This window comes from Faecalimicrobium sp. JNUCC 81 (genome assembly GCF_053667625.1).
Genome location: NZ_CM132203.1, coordinates 775,036 through 791,991, shown reverse-complemented (window position 1 = coordinate 791,991; position 16,956 = coordinate 775,036). Strand labels below are relative to the sequence as shown.

17 protein-coding genes are annotated in these 16,956 nt (G+C 28.5%); 1 reads left to right on the top strand and 16 read right to left on the bottom strand.

What is annotated here, in order from left to right; genetic code table 11:
• Window positions 1–134: 134 nt before the first annotated feature.
• Together JNUCC81_RS03875 and JNUCC81_RS03870 are read right to left on the bottom strand one after the other, a co-directional pair.
• Window positions 135–1,760 carry a DAK2 domain-containing protein gene (locus JNUCC81_RS03875; protein WP_454095387.1) on the bottom strand — a complete coding sequence of 542 codons (1,626 nt, stop codon included), beginning with the start codon at window positions 1,758–1,760 and terminating at the stop codon, window positions 135–137.
• 14 nt (window positions 1,761–1,774) lie between these two features.
• The gene (locus tag JNUCC81_RS03870) at window positions 1,775–2,125 is read right to left on the bottom strand and encodes an Asp23/Gls24 family envelope stress response protein (RefSeq protein WP_208332749.1); all 351 of its coding nucleotides are present in this window, start codon (window positions 2,123–2,125) and stop codon (window positions 1,775–1,777) included.
• Between the two features lie 363 nt (window positions 2,126–2,488).
• Here JNUCC81_RS03870 and rpmB point away from each other — a divergent pair, with 363 nt between their 5' ends.
• Window positions 2,489–2,677, top strand: a complete 189-nt coding sequence (gene rpmB / locus JNUCC81_RS03865) for a 50S ribosomal protein L28 (protein WP_042271781.1) — start codon at window positions 2,489–2,491, stop codon at window positions 2,675–2,677.
• A 235-nt stretch (window positions 2,678–2,912) separates the two neighbouring features.
• On the opposite strand, the gene JNUCC81_RS03860 is transcribed toward rpmB, so the two are convergent.
• The 14 genes from JNUCC81_RS03860 to priA form a co-directional block, all read right to left on the bottom strand.
• Window positions 2,913–3,062 carry a 2-oxoglutarate translocator gene (locus JNUCC81_RS03860; RefSeq protein ID WP_454095386.1) on the bottom strand — a complete coding sequence of 50 codons (150 nt, stop codon included), beginning with the start codon at window positions 3,060–3,062 and terminating at the stop codon, window positions 2,913–2,915.
• Between the two features lie 144 nt (window positions 3,063–3,206).
• Window positions 3,207–3,749 carry a flavodoxin domain-containing protein gene (locus JNUCC81_RS03855; RefSeq protein ID WP_454095385.1) on the bottom strand — a complete coding sequence of 181 codons (543 nt, stop codon included), beginning with the start codon at window positions 3,747–3,749 and terminating at the stop codon, window positions 3,207–3,209.
• Window positions 3,750–3,896: 147 nt separating this feature from the next.
• Window positions 3,897–4,538: a thiamine diphosphokinase gene (locus JNUCC81_RS03850; protein WP_454095384.1), complete on the bottom strand. Its 642-nt coding sequence runs from the start codon at window positions 4,536–4,538 to the stop codon at window positions 3,897–3,899.
• A 9-nt stretch (window positions 4,539–4,547) separates the two neighbouring features.
• The gene (gene rpe, locus JNUCC81_RS03845; RefSeq protein WP_454095383.1) at window positions 4,548–5,204 is read right to left on the bottom strand and encodes a ribulose-phosphate 3-epimerase; all 657 of its coding nucleotides are present in this window, start codon (window positions 5,202–5,204) and stop codon (window positions 4,548–4,550) included.
• A 1-nt stretch (window position 5,205) separates the two neighbouring features.
• A complete protein-coding gene (rsgA, locus tag JNUCC81_RS03840; protein WP_454095382.1) occupies window positions 5,206–6,087 on the bottom strand; it encodes a ribosome small subunit-dependent GTPase A in 882 nt (293 codons plus the stop codon).
• A gap of 214 nt (window positions 6,088–6,301) precedes the next feature.
• Window positions 6,302–8,197: a Stk1 family PASTA domain-containing Ser/Thr kinase gene (pknB, locus tag JNUCC81_RS03835; RefSeq protein ID WP_454095381.1), complete on the bottom strand. Its 1,896-nt coding sequence runs from the start codon at window positions 8,195–8,197 to the stop codon at window positions 6,302–6,304.
• 12 nt (window positions 8,198–8,209) lie between these two features.
• Window positions 8,210–8,959, bottom strand: coding sequence for a Stp1/IreP family PP2C-type Ser/Thr phosphatase (locus JNUCC81_RS03830; protein ID WP_454095380.1), 750 nt, complete (start codon window positions 8,957–8,959; stop codon window positions 8,210–8,212).
• 18 nt (window positions 8,960–8,977) lie between these two features.
• Entirely contained in the window at window positions 8,978–10,009 is a 1,032-nt protein-coding gene (gene rlmN / locus JNUCC81_RS03825) for a 23S rRNA (adenine(2503)-C(2))-methyltransferase RlmN (RefSeq protein WP_454095379.1), read from the bottom strand.
• A 7-nt stretch (window positions 10,010–10,016) separates the two neighbouring features.
• Complete coding sequence (gene rsmB, locus JNUCC81_RS03820; RefSeq protein WP_454095378.1) at window positions 10,017–11,342, bottom strand: 16S rRNA (cytosine(967)-C(5))-methyltransferase RsmB; 1,326 nt, start codon at window positions 11,340–11,342, stop codon at window positions 10,017–10,019.
• Window positions 11,343–11,497: 155 nt separating this feature from the next.
• Window positions 11,498–12,202 carry a zinc metallopeptidase gene (locus JNUCC81_RS03815; RefSeq protein ID WP_454095377.1) on the bottom strand — a complete coding sequence of 235 codons (705 nt, stop codon included), beginning with the start codon at window positions 12,200–12,202 and terminating at the stop codon, window positions 11,498–11,500.
• Between the two features lie 19 nt (window positions 12,203–12,221).
• On the bottom strand, window positions 12,222–12,959 hold the full coding sequence (locus tag JNUCC81_RS03810; protein ID WP_454096371.1) for a DUF116 domain-containing protein: 738 nt from the start codon (window positions 12,957–12,959) through the stop codon (window positions 12,222–12,224).
• A 9-nt stretch (window positions 12,960–12,968) separates the two neighbouring features.
• Window positions 12,969–13,898, bottom strand: coding sequence for a methionyl-tRNA formyltransferase (gene fmt / locus JNUCC81_RS03805; RefSeq protein ID WP_454095376.1), 930 nt, complete (start codon window positions 13,896–13,898; stop codon window positions 12,969–12,971).
• Window positions 13,899–13,912: 14 nt separating this feature from the next.
• Complete coding sequence (def, locus tag JNUCC81_RS03800) at window positions 13,913–14,353, bottom strand: peptide deformylase (protein WP_454095375.1); 441 nt, start codon at window positions 14,351–14,353, stop codon at window positions 13,913–13,915.
• Window positions 14,354–14,371: 18 nt separating this feature from the next.
• Window positions 14,372–16,861, bottom strand: coding sequence for a primosomal protein N' (gene priA, locus JNUCC81_RS03795; protein WP_454095374.1), 2,490 nt, complete (start codon window positions 16,859–16,861; stop codon window positions 14,372–14,374).
• Window positions 16,862–16,956: the final 95 nt, after the last annotated feature.

Sequence of the window (16,956 nt, the reverse complement as noted above, 5' to 3'; positions counted from 1 at the left end):
ATCACCTATTACAAAAATTAGCTTCACTTAAGTCACTGCGTGGGCGCTACACTTCATGCTGCTAACACAGTTACTAAAAAAAATCCTGTATAATCACTTTTATTAAGTATTATGATTATACAGGACTTTTTAATCTATTCAACTGATATTAAGTAATAATAAAGAGGCTGTCCTCCATAGTATAACTCTACATCTATATCTTCAAACTTTTCTTCTAATTCGTCACGAAGTTTAGAAGCTTCTTCTTCACTTACATCTTCACCAAAGAATAAAGTTATTATTGCAGTATCTTCATCTACTAATTTCTCAACAAGAGTTGTAGTTATTTCATCTACTTTTTCTCCTGCAGATAATAATGTTCCTTCTGCAATCCCTATTATATTGCCTTCTTTAACTTCAATATCATTCATAACTGTATCTCTAACAGCATAAGTTATTTGACCTGACTTAACTAATCCAAGCGAACTCATCATAGCTTCTTCATTTTCCTCAACAGTTGCATCACCATTGAAGTTTACTAAAGCTGTAAATCCTTGCGGTGTATTTTTAGTTGGTATAACCACAATATTTTTTTCACTTATTTCTTTAGCTTGATTTGCAGCCATTATTATATTGCTGTTATTTGGGAATATAAATATATTCTTAGCATTTATAGTATCTATTGCTCTTACGAAATCTTCTGTACTTGGGTTCATTGTTTGACCACCCTCTATTATGTGATCTACTCCAAAGTCTTTAAATATTTTAGCAAGTCCTTCACCCATAGATGTTGCTATAAATCCAAACTCTTTTTCTTCTGCTGAAGAAGCTGTCTCAGATTGTGCATCTAAAACTATATTTTCATGTTGCACTCTCATATTTTCTATTTTTATAGTTATTAATTGACCGTACTTTAAAGCATCTTGAATTACTAGCCCTGGATCATTAGTATGAACATGTACTTTTATTACACCTTCATCCCCAACAACAGCTAAACTATCTCCATACTTTAACATCATGTCTCTTATTCCAGTATCTTCTATTTTATCACTTTCTAGTATAAACTCTGTACAGTAACCAAACTTTATATCTTCAGTGTTTATAGAATTTGCTGAAGTATTTATAGTTTGTACATTATTTACGCTTGAGTCTTTTATTTTTATAGGATTACCTTTTAGAGCCGCGTGCATTCCTTCATATATAAGAACTAGACCTTTTCCACCAGAATCAACAACTCCTGCTTCTTTTAAAGCTTTTAAAAGTTCCGGTGTTCTATTAAGCGATTCGTTAGCTTCTTTTATAACCATTTCTAAAAACTTTAATAAATCATTTTCTCTTTTGTATGACTTTATTGCAAATTCTCCACTTTCTCTAACTACTGTTAGTATCGTACCTTCTATCGGTTTTATAACAGCCTTATATGCAGTATCAGAACCGTTTTTAAACGCTTTTGCTAAATCTTCAGTTGATAATTGTTCTTTACCTTCTATTGATTTTGCAAACCCTCTTATTATTTGTGATAATATAACTCCAGAGTTTCCTCTAGCTCCCATTAAAGAACCTTTTGATAATGCCTTACCTATATCTGTTATATTATCATTTTCTAACTTTGATAATTCCTTCATTGCATAAGATATTGTAAGCGACATATTAGTTCCTGTATCTCCATCTGGCACAGGGAATACATTTAGCTTGTCTACTAAATCTTTATGATTTTGAAGATTATTCGCACCAGAGACAAACATATCTCTTAAAACTTTACCGTCTATATATTGAATCATTTTCTTCCTCCTAATTACTTGACTCTAATTCCTTGCACATTAATATCTATTTTACTTACTTTTATTGACGTTAATTTCTCAACTGTATATTTTACTCTATCTATTATATTGTTTGCAACAGTAGATATATTAGTTCCATATTGTAGTATAACATAAAGTTCTATTGCTATTGTATTATCTTCAAGTTCTTCTACTAAAACACCTTTAAAGGCATTCTCACCTCTTAATAATTCTACTATACCCTTAGATTTATATGCTAAACCTACTAACCCATAACTTTCCATAGCAGATCTATATGCTATTTGTGATATAACTTGCTTATCTATTTCTATACATCCATATTGATTCATTACTTTTGCACTCATGGTTGACCCCCTTAAGTTCATTTTTATTTTATTTTGCTCAAAATATATTAAAACTTTCTATTTTTATAGTTCATAGAAAATTATATATCCTATAATACTATAAATGTGGTATAATTTAAACCTAGCCATATTATTTTAAAAATATTTTTGTAAAATATTAGGTAGATTTAAAGAAAATATTAGTATTTCTTTTTTAATATTTACTTTATACAAAACTATATATATAATTTTATATGATAACAGCAAATTCTTCAATATGTGTAGAGCAAATATATATTTCTGTTGCACGTTTTCAATATTTATGTTAATATAAATATGTTTTTAGTCTTTAAATAGTTATCATTTTAAGGAGGTGTACGAAAAATGGCAAAGATATGTAGCGTATGTGGTAAAGGTAAGGTTTCTGGAAACCAAGTATCACATTCAAATAGACACAGCAGAAGAACGTGGTCAGCGAACTTAAGAAGCGTTAGAGCTATAATAGATGGTACTCCTAAGAGAGTAAAAGTTTGTACTAGATGTTTACGTTCTGGTAAAGTTGAAAGAGCTTAATAATTCTTTAAAAGCCTACTAGTGTTAGTAGGCCTTTTTTATGTTTTAATCTTTTTTACCACTTCTCATAAACTTTAATACAATATTTGAAATCCATTTTGGTAATTTAATTGTCACCATTTTCATAATTTATTCCCCCTGTAATTTAATTTTTAATTTATTTGCCTAGACTTTAAAGGTTATTCTTAGTTTTTTTAATTATTACTAGTTATTTACCTATATAATTGCTTTTTAATTAATAAAAGAATAATAATACCCCACATCCAATAAGTACAAATGCCGTAAGTGCCGTCCATATCCAATTAGGTAGTATCATAGACAGTATTACAGCAGCCCCAGTTGCTAAACATACAATCCCCAACAAACCCTTTGATCGATTTCTCATAATCGCCTCCTATGGCTTTTAAATCTATTAGTTACTCTATATAGTTAAATTTATGCAAAATATTATAAATTTAGACCTGTCCTACTTTTTAATTTAAAAATTTAATACTCTGAATAATAAAAAGAAGTGTAAAATACACTTCCTTTATTTGCTTATACTATATACATGGTCTATTAAATTATTTATACACTTCTTATCTGCTAAGTCAATTGAACTTTCAAATCCTTTTAATAAGTTTTTATCATCATCAGTTAAATCTCTTATACCTTTCGCTTCTATATTCTTTTTCATAAATTTCATCATAGCTTTGTCTATTATACCTAATTCTTTATAACTAAATGCTCCTTTAAAGTGATATAAATCCATTTTATCTATTATCTCACCTTCAAAGTTATTTTTAATAATTTTATTTCTACATTCTTCACTATACGATTCCATTCCAACAACAAATACTATAAGATTTTTATTTAATAGATTTTCATAATTTTTAATTATAAAATCTACACCCTTTATTTTTCCAACATATAAAGGCCCACCATATATTACAGTGTCATACCTATCTAAATCTTTACTTCTTATATCTGATAATTCATATAAGTCTCCTCCTAATTTAAGAGCTATCCATCCTGCATATCGTTTTGTAGTCCCATATTTACTTTTATATATAACTGCTATTTTATCCCCCATAGTATACCTCCCTATTTATAAACTTATAATTATTATTATATGACTAAGTTTATATTTTCCCTTTAATCTTTTTAAATAAAATTCGCTTTGCTCAAATTTACTAAATTATAAATCACATATAAAAAAGATGGTTAAAAACCATCTTTTTTATTTATTTCTTATTATAAGTAAATTTCCTTTATTAACTTTTACACTGCATTTAGATTTTAACATAACATTAGATATACCAATTGGTAATGAGTACTTCATATTATAATCAGTTAATGGATATTCTAGTTCCTTAAGAGTAACTCCTATAGCATCACCTTTTATAGGTATTACAGAAATTGTATCTCCCTTATTTCCATTTATAATTTTTTCTTCATCTATTGCTATATAAATCTCTTCTTTATCAGATATTATTCTAGTACTTATATTCATACATCTTACATAATAAAGTAAATTAATATTTGCAATCATATGATCTACTCTACCACCTAATGCTCCTAAAAAGTCGATTTCTTTTGCACCAAGTTGTTTAGCTAAATAAATACATAACTCTGTGTCTGTTTCATTTTTCTTAGATGGAAATTTCTCAAATTCAACTCCACAGCTTTTATAATAATTTATAATATCATTATATACAGAATCTAAATCTCCTATTATATAGTCAGGTTTTATTTTCATATTATACGTATGATTAGCTCCTCCATCTGCGCAAATTATATAATCATACTCATTTTTAGATATTAATTGTTTTGTATTTTTATAATCTTGGATTTCTCCATTTAAAACAATACAGATTTTCATATATATTTCCTATTTAGATGCATTCTCTCTAAATAATTTAACAGTAGTTGGTATATCTTCACTATTAAATATAGCTGAACCTGCAACTATTATATTTGCTCCTGCTTTGACTACCTTATCTACATTATTAGGTTTTATTCCACCATCAACCTGTATATCAACATTTAATCCTTTACTATCTATAAGCTCTTTTAATTCCTCTATTTTAGGTATCATACCTTCTATAAATGATTGCCCTCCAAATCCTGGATTAACTGTCATTATAAGTACCATATCTACCTCAGATAATACATGTTTTATTGATTCTATTGAAGTAGCAGGATTTAGGGCAACCCCTGCTTTTATACCATAAGATTTTATATTTTGTATAGTTCTATGTAGGTGAGTACATGCTTCTTCATGAACAACTATTAAATCACATCCTGCATCTACAAAGTCTTTTATATAAAGATCTGGATTTTCTATCATAAGATGTGCATCAAATACCATATTTACATCTTTTCTTAGTGATTTTACAATCCCTGGCCCTAAAGTAATATTTGGTACAAAATGGCCATCCATTACATCTATGTGTAAGTACTCACACCCTGAATTTTCTACCTTTTTTACGTCTTCTAATAATCTAGCAAAGTCTGCTGATAATATAGATGGTGCTAATTTAATCATTTTAGTATCTCCTTTTCCCTTGTCTTATTTCATTTAGTAATTGTATATAACTATCATATCTTTGTTTAGATATTTTACCATTTTGGGCAGCCTCTTTTATAGCACAACTAGGCTCATTTTCATGTACACATCTTGAACCAAATCTGCAAGTCTCAAATTCATCAAACTCTATAAAATAATCCTTAAGCTCAGTTTCACTTATATCATCTAAAGTTAATGAACTAAATCCTGGAGTATCAGCAACCATAGCACCACAATCTAACTTTAAAAGTTCTGCATGTCGTGTAGTATGTTTTCCTCTTTTTATTTTGTCACTTACTTCTCCTGTTTGTAATTTAAACTTACTATCTATTTCATTTAGTAAACTAGATTTTCCAACTCCAGATGGACCTGCAAACACGACTACATTTCCACTTAATTCTTCTCTTATTTTATCTATATTTAACTTAGTTTTATTGCTTACAGGTATTACTTTATACCCACTAAGTTCATAAACATTTTTTAATTTATCTAATGTATCATCATCATCTAAGTCTGCTTTTGTAAGCACTATAACTATTTCTAAATTTTCCTTTTCAGCTAAAACTATAAATCTATCTAATAAGGATAAGTTAGGCTTAGGGTTTTTTATAGCAAATACTATAAGAGCTTTATCTACATTAGCGATAGGTGGTCTTACAAGTTCAGTATCCCTTTTACCTATTTCCTCAACTACACCCTTTTTATTCTCTTCATCAACTACACTTATACTAACTCTATCTCCAACTAAAGGTGTGATTTTTTCTTTTCTAAATATACCTCTAGCTCTACATTCATAAAGCCCATTTTCTGTATCTACGTAGTAAAATCCCCCTATTCCTTTTATAATTTTTCCATTTATCATTTATTTCCTCCTTAAATTCTAACTCATATAAATATTGTATCCTATTTTTATATAATATCATAATAAGCTTAAAATTTATTACTATTTATTTCTATTAATTATAATAAGTTACTTTTATAGTATATAGCTTTCTCCAAATAAAAGTTTTACTTTAACCAAATTTAATTAATAATATAAAAAAAGCTCAACCTATTAAGTTGAGCTTTTTTTTATATTATTCTTGTGATTCTGTGCTTACCTCTGGTGCTTCATTAGAACTATCTCCACTGCCTGTTCCAGGAGTCTCTGTGCCTGATCCAGTATTTCCTCCAGCGTTTCCTTCACCAGTTGATCCGCTTCCGTTATTACCTCCTGGAGTTGTTGACCCATTTGATCCATTACCATTTCCATTTCCATTAGGTTTTGATCCATGACCATTTCCGTTAGGTTTTGAACTTGATCCATTATTATTCCCTCCAGAGTGAGATCCTCCGTTTGAGTTTCCTGTTCCTTCACTGGGATTGGTAGGTTGTTGAGTTGTATTGCCTTTTTCATCGTCTTCTTTTGGAACTTCAGGCTTAACCGCCTCTGGACCTCTACTTACAACAACATCTATCTTATCGCCTTCTTCAATAGTTCCAGCTCCTGATTTAGGGCTTTGTCTTAAAACAACACCTTGTTTAAATTTGTCACTATATTCATAGCTTATATTACCTAATTGTAATTTATTTTCTTTTAATGTATTTTCTGCTTCTCCTAATGTAATTCCTACTATATTAGGTACTTCTGCATTTTTTGATCCTTTACTATATACTATGCTTATAGTATCGCCTTCTTTAACATCACTATCTGCTACTGGCATTTGAGATATTACATGATCTTTTTCTACATTTGGATCATACTCATCTCTTAACGTTACATTTAAACCTAATCTTTCAAGTTCTCTTTGAGCATCATCTATATGCATATCTTTAAGATTTGGCGCTTTTAAAACTTCTCCATCTTTAGACCCAAGCACTGGACCTAATAATTTAGCAGCAAAAATTACTTGTGAAAGTAAAACTAACACTAAAACTCCGATTAGTACTTTAAGCCTTTTTCTTGTTTTAGGACTTTCTTCTTTTTCTTGTTTTTTTCTTTTCTTTTTTTCTTTTCTGCTTTTTGGCTTTTCTTCTTCAAGCAGATCTTCATCTTCTTCATCTTCTTCAAAACCTACAGGTACAACCTTAGGCTTTGTAGATTTTTGCATATCTCTTTCATCAATTTTTTGAGTTGCATAGTTATCATATTCTTTTATAAAATCTAAGTCTATATTTTTTTCTATATAATCTATATCTTCTATTAACTCTTCAGCACTTTGATATCTATCCGAGCTTGACTTTTCAGTTAATTTCTTTATTATAGTTCTAACACTTTGAGGTATGTTTACTTTTTCATCAGGTGTAAATTCTATCTCTTCATTTATATGTTGAAGTGCTATAGATATAGGACTGTCTCCTCTAAAAGGAACTTTTCCTATTAGCATTTCGTATAAAACTATACCTAATGAGTATAAATCTGCATTATTACTTACAAATTTACCTTTTGCTTGTTCAGGAGAAAAATAGTGTACCGATCCTATTATGCTTCCAATATTTGTCATAGTAGAGTTTGAAACAGCTTTTGCTATACCAAAATCAGCTACCTTAACTATTCTACCTTCATTAGATATAAGTATATTATGAGGTTTTATATCTCTATGTATAATACCCTTTTTATGTGCTGCACTGAGAGCCATAGCTATCTGCTTAGTTATATCTAGTGCAGTATACTCATCTAAAGTTCCTTCATTTTTTATTATCTCTTTTAGGTTTTGTCCATCAATAAATTCCATTACTATATAATGAACCTTACCATCTTCACCTACATCATACACATTTACTATATTAGGATGAGAGAGGCTTGCCACAGCTTCAGCTTCTCTTTTAAACTTACCTAAAAACTCTTCATCATCTACAAACTCAGGCCTTAGTACTTTAACAGCTACAGTTCTGTTTAATAATCTATCTTTAGCTTCATAAACAAAGGCCATTCCTCCATCACCAATTTTTCTGATGATTTCATATCTGTTTCCTAAAACAGTTTCTCCCACTTTATCACCATCCTATTTATCTTCTATTAATATAACTGAAACATTATCCTTACCAGAAATATTATTAGCTGTATTTATTAACTCTTCAGTTAAATTCATTATGTCTTCATCTTTTGATATTATCTCTTTTATAACTTCATCATCTACAAATCCTGTTAATCCGTCTGTAGCAAGTAGAATTTTATCTCCTCTATCTATCTCTATCTTAAATATGTCTACTATAACTAGTTCATCGGTGCCCATTGCTCTAGTTATATGATTTCTACGAGGATGGTTTTTAGCTTCACTTTTTGTAATAATATTCGCTTCTATAAGCTCTTGAACTACAGAATGGTCTTTTGTTATTTGGTCAAATTTATTATCTTTTAATAAATAGCATCTACTATCACCTACATTGGCAATATATAAGTTATTTTTATATAATATAGCTGTCGTTAAAGTAGTTCCCATACCTTCATAATCTACACTTGATATAGATTTTTCATGTATAATGGAATTCACATTATTGTAAGCTTGTTTAATTATATCATCCACATAATCTATTTTTATGTTTGTACTTTGTAATAAATTCTCTTTAAAAAAACAAATTATATTTTCAACAGCTAATTTACTTGCAACTTCACCTTTTTTATGGCCACCCATCCCATCAGCTAACGCAAATATTCCTATAGATCCATAATCTGTATCTATAATTTCCCCCTTACAGTAATCTTCATTATTTTTTCTCACTTTTCCTATATGGGAGGCACAACTATAAATCATACAACTTCCCCCTTAAAGCTACTTATGCTTTCTTCTTAATTGTCCACAGGCTCCACCTATATCAGAGCCCATAGAAATTCTAACAGTAGCTGGTATATTATTTTTTTCTAAGATATCCCTAAACTTATAAATATAAGCTTTATCTGGTCTTTCAAAATCTCTTTCTTCCACGTTGTTTATTGGTATTAAGTTAACATGGCATAACATTCCTTTTAATAATTTTACAAGAGCTAATGCTTCCTTTTCTGAATCGTTAACTCCTTTTATTAATGAATATTCTAATGTAACTCTTCTATTAGTCTGTTGTATATAATATTTACATGCATCTAATATATCTTTTATAGAATAAGCTTTAGCCACTGGCATAATTTCTATCCTTTTTTCATCATATGGAGAATGAAGAGATAAGGCTAAATTTATAGGTAAACCTAAATCTGCTAATTCTCTCATTTTAGGGGCTATTCCACAAGTTGATAGTGTTATATGTCTATATCCAATATTTAGACCATTCTCATCATTTACTATTTTTAAAAACTGTTTAGTATTTTCAAAATTATCTAATGGTTCTCCGCTTCCCATTAAAACAAGATTTGATACTCTTTTACCCGTATCTTCTTGTATTTTTAATATTTGATCTAGTATTTCCCATGGTTCTAAGTTTCTAAGTAAACCATCTATTGTGGATGCACAGAATTTGCATCCCATTCTACATCCTACTTGATTTGAAATGCATACTGTAACTCTGTCTTCATAATCCATCATTACAGTTTCGATTATATTTCCATCATCTAATAAGAATAAATATTTTTTCGTTTTATCAACTTTTGATTCTAACTTTAATTCAACTTCTATATTACCAATGTATGATACCTCATCAAGCTTTTCTCTTAAGCTCTTAGGAATATTATTCATATCATCAAAGCTTTTAGCTCCTTTATATATCCATGAAAAAATCTGACTACCTCTAAATGGCTTTTCACCTATAGTTTTCATAAATTCTTTCATTTCTAACTCTGTAAAGTTTTTTAATGCCGTCTTTTTCTGATTCATATTATCACTACCTTACTTTCTTTAATTTTGCTATAAAGAAACCATCCATACCATGAATATTTGGATATATTTTTAAATATCCTTTATCTTGATTATCTAAATCTATATTTATTTCATCAATTGGTACTAATTCAAAATTTTCATTTTCATTTAAAAATTCATTAACTACATCAATATTTTCGCTATCTTGAATTGTACATGTACTATAAACTAATATTCCATTAACTTTTACATACTTTGATGCATTTTCTAAAATTGTCTTTTGTATTGATGGCAAATCTTTAAGTTCAGCCTTAGTTTTAAATTTTATTTCAGGCTTTCTTCTTATTATACCCAATCCCGAACAAGGAACATCAGCTAATACATAATCATATTTTTCTACACTCTCTACATCCAATTTAGATGCATCAAAGCTTTCGATTTCTACATTTTCAAGACCTAATCTTTTTACCGTATTATCTATAAGTTTTAACTTATGTTCAAACACATCTCTCGCCACTACTTTACCAGTATTATTCATATGAGTAGCCAAATGAGTAGATTTTCCTCCTGGTGCACTACATACATCTAATACTAAAGAATTTTCTTTAGGATTAATTATTTTTCCTACTAACATAGAACTAATATCTTGTATCGTAAATAATCCCTCTTTAAACAATTTATTATTTTCTATATTCTTAAGATTTTCAACTTTTAGAGCTTCTTCTACTTGAGGTACTTTATAAGCTTTTATATCCATCTCTTCTAACTTATTTATAAGTTCTTCTCTATTTATCTTTAGCGTATTAACCCTTAAATAAATACTTGGTTTTTCACTATTAGCCTCTAATAAATCTTCTGTAAATTCTTTTGAAAAATTATTAATCCAATTCTTTATCATCCAAGGACTATATGAATATTTAGTAGACAAGCTCATTATTTCGCTTTCTATATCTACCTTTAATACTTCTTCTTTGTTCCTTATTATATTTCTAAGAATTGCATTTACAAATCCAGACGATCTCTTATCATATTTTTTAACTAAATTTACAGTTTCATTTACCGATGCATAATCTGATATACTATCTAAAAATGCAATTTGATAAATTCCCATCCTTAGCAATATTTTAACATAAGTTGATAATTTTTGCGTCTTAATCTTTGAAAGTTTATCAATTATATAATCTAGATAATACTTATTTTCTACTACTCCATATATAATTTCTGTAGCAAGTCCTCTTTCTTGATTACTTAAATTTAAATTCTTAAAGTGCTTATTTATTGCTATATTAGAGTAGTTATTATTATCTTCTATATCGCAAAGTACCTTAAATGCTATTTCTCTTGCGTTCATATAAGTTTCTCCTTAAAGTTGTATAAAATTCACTTTATTTAAGCCACTGAGTTGGCTATACGATTCATATCGCCAATGACCTTTAAAAACAGGTCCATTGCTTAAAATTCACTTTTTAAATAGAAAAAGTCCTAGAAATACTAGGACAATCCCCTTTAATCATTGTTTCTATTTGCTATTGCTAATAATCTTAAAAGTTGAAGTACTGACGTTAAAGCTGCCGCGACATAAGTTAGAGCCGCTGCTGTAAGCACATCTCTACTTTGTTTCTTTTCTCTATCATCAACAATACCTAAGTTTGCAAGTTGAACTACTGCTCTATTTGAAGCATTAAATTCAACCGGTAAAGTTACTAGTTGGAATAATACTGATGCTGCAAATAATAATATCCCAATTTGTAAAAATGGACCTCTCATAATAAATCCTAACGCTATTAAAAGCCATGATATATTTGATGAAAAGTTTACTACTGGAACTAATGCACTTCTAAAGTTAAGTGGCATATATCCTTTTGCATGTTGGATTGCATGACCACATTCATGAGCAGCAACTGATATTGAAGTTATTGAAGTTCCATAATAAATATCTTGTGATAATCTTACTACTTTTCTTCTTGGATCATAGTGATCACTTAAGTGACCTCTTACCATTTCTATGCTAACATTATATAATCCATTTGAATCTAATATTTTTCTTGCCACTTGCTCTCCGCTATATCCTCTTTGAGCATTTACTCTTAAGTATTTACTTGTTGTTGAGCTCACTTTAAATTGAGCATACATTGTAAATAATATAGCAGGAATTAATATAATCATTGTTGGATCAAAAAATCCATAACCATATCCATAGTATCCAGGCATATAAAATACACTCCTATCATTAATTTTTATTTATGAAAAAGTTTATAGCTCTTTCAACTTCACTTATATCTATAGTTGTATCTACACAAGGTCCATTAGGTCTTTTATTAAATACCCCAAGTACTGGTATACCTTTAACATCTTGAACTCCTGATGTTAAATCTCTTTCACAAGCAACTGCTATAACTGCTTTAGGTTTATTTTCTATTATAATTTTTCTAGCTAAAGTTCCTCCTGTAGCTACGAATATATTTACATTTGTTTTCTCTTTTAGTTTAACTAAATCGCCTACATTACATAATCCACATTCTGCACAATTTTCTATTTTAGTTGTTACTTTTAATTTACAACTACTCTTTTGTATACAGTGAGGTATTAGTATAAGTATTTCTTCACTATTTAAATTATATTTATTGCTATATATATAATTGTTATTTAACTTAACAAATACTTTTCTTAGCTCATTTTTAGATACACCTATACTATTTCCTATAAGTGTTATTACAGGAAATAGTAAACTTACTATGTTAAAATTAATTTTCATAAAATGCGGACTAACTTTTTTATCTTTAATAACATTATTTGTAATAATTAATGAAAATATTATTATACATACTAATACTACAACTATAATGTTTATTAATACTGAAAAAACATGAGTTAAATTAGATACGAATAAATTTATACCTAATCCTCCAACTATAAGTATTCCTATTAATATACCTACAGTAGTCATATACTTTTTTGCGTCCATAATGTCTTCCACCTAACCTAAAACTATACCGGTTTCTATACTATTTCCTTTTATATATTCTGATACTAAAACTCTTTTCTTTCCTGGCATTTGCATTTCTTCTATTAAAATTACATTATCTTTTGTAGAAACTCTTATACCCTCTTTATCTGCTTTAAGTATTGTTCCAGGTGCTTTTGTACTACTTTCACTTAGAACTTTAGTTTTCCAAACTTTCATAGTAGCATCATTATAAGTTGTATAAGCACTTGGCCATGGACTTACTCCTCTTACAAGATTATGTATTTCTCTTGCACTTTTATTAAAGTCAATATTACCTAATGATTTATTCATCATAGGAGCATAAGAAAATTCATCATGATTTTGAGCTATTCTAGGAGCTTCTCCTTTTTCTATTAAATCTATTGTCTCTTTTAAAGTTTGAGCTCCAATTTCCATCATTTTATCATGAAGTTCTCCAGCTGTTATTTCATCATCAAGATCAAATTCAGATGTTAATATCATATCTCCTGTATCTAAGCCTTCATCCATATACATAGTTGTTACACCTGTTTTTTCTTCTCCATTTATTATTACCCAATTTATCGGAGCTGCTCCTCTATACTTTGGTAATAATGAAACATGGACATTTACACATCCAAGTTTTGGAATATCTAAGATTGATTTAGGTAATATCTGACCAAATGCAACTACTACTATTAAGTCTGGATTTAATTCTTTTAATATATTAACAAATTCTTCATCTCTAGCCTTTACTGGTTGATATACATCTATATCATATTTTAAAGCAAGCTCTTTTACAGGTGGCATACCTAGCTTTTTTCCTCTTCCAACCGGTTTGTCTGGTTGAGTTACTACACCTATAATATCATGTTTTTCATCTATAATTTTTTGTAAACATCCAACTGCAATGTCAGGCGTTCCCATAAATAATATTCTCATTAAATCAACACCTACTACTTTCCTATTTTATCTACGAATAATACTCCGTCTAAATGGTCTATTTCATGACAGAAAGCTCTAGCTAATAGCTCTTCACCTTCCATTTCAAATAATCTACCTTGTCTATCAAATGCTCTTACTTTAACATAATATGGTCTTCTAACAGCACCTGACTCGCCTACAACACTTAAGCATCCTTCGTCATCTACTTGCTCTCCAGAGTTTTCTATTATTTCAGGATTTATAAGTTCTATTAATCCATCTCCAATATCTATAACTACAACTCTCTTAAGTATACCAACTTGTGGTGCAGCAAGACCAACACCATCTGCATTATACATAGTATCTGCCATATCATCTAATAATTGTATTATCTTATTATCTATTTGTTCTACCTTTTTTGATTTTTTTCTAAGTACTGGTTCTCCAATTTGAACAATCTCTCTTAATGCCATTTTTCTTTCCTCCTAAATTTATAATACGCTATTTGGGTTAATATCTATTGATACATTAATTTCTTTATTAAATACTGTATCTCTTTTCGTTATACATATATATTTTATTATACCCTTTAATAAATTAATTTCAATATTATCATCCTTAAATAATATCTGCCATCTGTAATTTTGATTTATTTTAGATATGGAACAAGGATTTGGACCTAATACAAAATCAAAATCATTTATCCCCCTACTTTTAAGTAAGTAAATAATCGAATCATACATATTTTGAGCGTTTTGCTTTACTAATCTTTCATTTTCTCCACTTATTACCACACTTATCATATTATTAAATGGTGCATACCCAAAAGCCATTCTAATTTTTATTTCATCTTCATAAAATCCTTCATAATCATAGTTTATAGCTCGTCTTATTGCATAGTGGTCTGTATCATAAGTTTGAAGTATTACCTTTCCTTCTTTGTCAGATCTACCTGCACGTCCTGAAACTTGAGTAACTAATTGGAATGTTGTTTCAAAACTTTTAAAATCAGGGAAATTTAAAATCATATCAGCAGATAAAATTCCAACTAAAGTAACATTATCAAAATCTAATCCTTTACTAAGCATCTGTGTTCCTATTAATACTTCAGCTTCCTTATTTTTAAATTTATTTAAAATTTCTTCTAAAGAACCTTTTTTGGATGTTGTATCTTTATCCATTCTTAATACTTTGATATCTTCAAATATACTTTTTAATTCTTCTTCAATCTTTTGTGTCCCTATACCAAAAGGTTTTACATAATTACTACCACATTCAGGGCACTCTTTTGGTATTTCTTTTTCGTACCCACAGTAATGGCATCTTCCACTATTGCTTCTTTTGTGATAAGTAAGAGATATATCACAGTTTTCACACTGAAATACATATCCACATTTTCTACAAGATACAAAACTTGCATATCCTCTTCTATTTAAAAATAGTATTACCTGATTTTTATTTTTAATTGCTTCTTCTATTTCTCCTTGAAGCCTATTACTAAATATACTTTTATTTCCGTTATTTAGCTCAGACTTCATGTCTACAACTTCAATTTTAGGAAGAGGCTTTTTATTTGCTCTTTGATTTATTTCAATAAGTTCATACTCACCATTTTTTGCTTTATAATATTCTTCAACTGAAGGAGTCGCTGATCCTAAAACTAAAGATACATAATTTTTCATAGCCATATATCTTGCTACTTCTATTGCACTAAATTTAGGGTTCTTTTCTGATTTATATGATGATTCATGAAACTCATCTATTATAATAACACCTAAGCTGTTAAATGGTGCAAATAATGCCGACCTTGCACCTATTAAAATTCTTACTTTACCAGACTTTATAGCTTTATATACATCATGCTTTTGGCCTTCTGATAATTGACTATGAAATACTCCTACAATATCACCAAATCTATTTTTAAATCTAGATATCGTTTGAGGAGTAAGTGCTATTTCAGGAACTAATACAATACTATCTAATCCTTGGTTTAGTGCATAATCTATAATTTCCATATATACTTCCGTCTTACCACTGCCAGTAACACCTTTTAATATATATGGCTTTTTATCTTCATCAAACATTTCTGATGTTACTTTATTTATTACATAAGCTTGTTCATCATTTAATGTTATATCTTTATTTACCGATTTATATATTTCATCTGGATTTCTATAATAATCTTTTAACTCTAATGTAATTAAATTTTTATCATGTAGAGAGTTTATACTTTGTTTTGATGCTTTTAATATTTCAACTAAATCATTTATTTCAACATTATCATTATTTTTTAGGAATTTTATTATTTCTTTTTGCTTACTTCCTAAATTTATTTTATTTGTCTTTATAAATTCATCTATTTCATCACTTTCAATAGCTAATGATATATAGCATATCTTTTTTTCATTCTTATGATTTTTATATTCCCAACTTAACTTAACGATATTTTTCTTACTCATTCTATCTAATAAGCCGTTTATATTTTGTATATATTTTAACTTTTCAACCTTAACTTTACCTTTACTTTTTAAAATTTCATCTACTATTTTACTTTGATTTTCATTTAACGTTTCTAGAACTTTTTGAAATTGAATGTTACTTAAACTTAAAAGTTCATCACTTAAACTTACAACTTTATAGTTATTAAGCTTATATCCCTTTGGATATATTAAGTTTATACAATCTATATATGTACACAAGTATCTGTTTTTCATCCAATTTACTAATTCTAAATCTTCTACCCTAAATATAGGATTTTCATCTAATAAATCTATAACTTCTTTAGCTTTTATTTTTTCATCTATATCATCTGTAAGTTCAAATACAAAGGCTTCCGTTGGCTTATTTCCCTTTCCAAATGGAACTAAGATCCTATGACCTATATGTAATTCATCTATAAAAAAATCCGGAACTTGGTATGTAAATAGGTTGTCTGTATGTATAGTATTACTTCTAACTATGACTTTTGCATATTTTTCCATATTATAACCTCGATTTTTATCATACTGTTATTTATAATTTAAAATTCATTTCTCAAATTTAGTTTCTAAAAATTATATTTTTTCCATAAACCAGA

Excerpts from the sequence above, each read along its gene's own strand:
- JNUCC81_RS03875 (WP_454095387.1), bottom strand. The coding sequence starts at position 1,760 with ATGATTCAATATATAGACGGTAAAGTTTTAAGAGATATGTTTGTCTCT.
- JNUCC81_RS03870 (WP_208332749.1), bottom strand. The coding sequence starts at position 2,125 with ATGAGTGCAAAAGTAATGAATCAATATGGATGTATAGAAATAGATAAG.
- rpmB (WP_042271781.1), top strand. The coding sequence starts at position 2,489 with ATGGCAAAGATATGTAGCGTATGTGGTAAAGGTAAGGTTTCTGGAAAC.
- JNUCC81_RS03860 (WP_454095386.1), bottom strand. The coding sequence starts at position 3,062 with ATGAGAAATCGATCAAAGGGTTTGTTGGGGATTGTATGTTTAGCAACT.
- JNUCC81_RS03855 (WP_454095385.1), bottom strand. The coding sequence starts at position 3,749 with ATGGGGGATAAAATAGCAGTTATATATAAAAGTAAATATGGGACTACA.
- JNUCC81_RS03850 (WP_454095384.1), bottom strand. The coding sequence starts at position 4,538 with ATGAAAATCTGTATTGTTTTAAATGGAGAAATCCAAGATTATAAAAAT.
- rpe (WP_454095383.1), bottom strand. The coding sequence starts at position 5,204 with ATGATTAAATTAGCACCATCTATATTATCAGCAGACTTTGCTAGATTA.
- rsgA (WP_454095382.1), bottom strand. The coding sequence starts at position 6,087 with ATGATAAATGGAAAAATTATAAAAGGAATAGGGGGATTTTACTACGTA.
- JNUCC81_RS03830 (WP_454095380.1), bottom strand. The coding sequence starts at position 8,959 with ATGATTTATAGTTGTGCCTCCCATATAGGAAAAGTGAGAAAAAATAAT.
- rlmN (WP_454095379.1), bottom strand. The coding sequence starts at position 10,009 with ATGAATCAGAAAAAGACGGCATTAAAAAACTTTACAGAGTTAGAAATG.
- rsmB (WP_454095378.1), bottom strand. The coding sequence starts at position 11,342 with ATGAACGCAAGAGAAATAGCATTTAAGGTACTTTGCGATATAGAAGAT.
- JNUCC81_RS03815 (WP_454095377.1), bottom strand. The coding sequence starts at position 12,202 with ATGCCTGGATACTATGGATATGGTTATGGATTTTTTGATCCAACAATG.
- fmt (WP_454095376.1), bottom strand. The coding sequence starts at position 13,898 with ATGAGAATATTATTTATGGGAACGCCTGACATTGCAGTTGGATGTTTA.
- def (WP_454095375.1), bottom strand. The coding sequence starts at position 14,353 with ATGGCATTAAGAGAGATTGTTCAAATTGGAGAACCAGTACTTAGAAAA.
- priA (WP_454095374.1), bottom strand. The coding sequence starts at position 16,861 with ATGGAAAAATATGCAAAAGTCATAGTTAGAAGTAATACTATACATACA.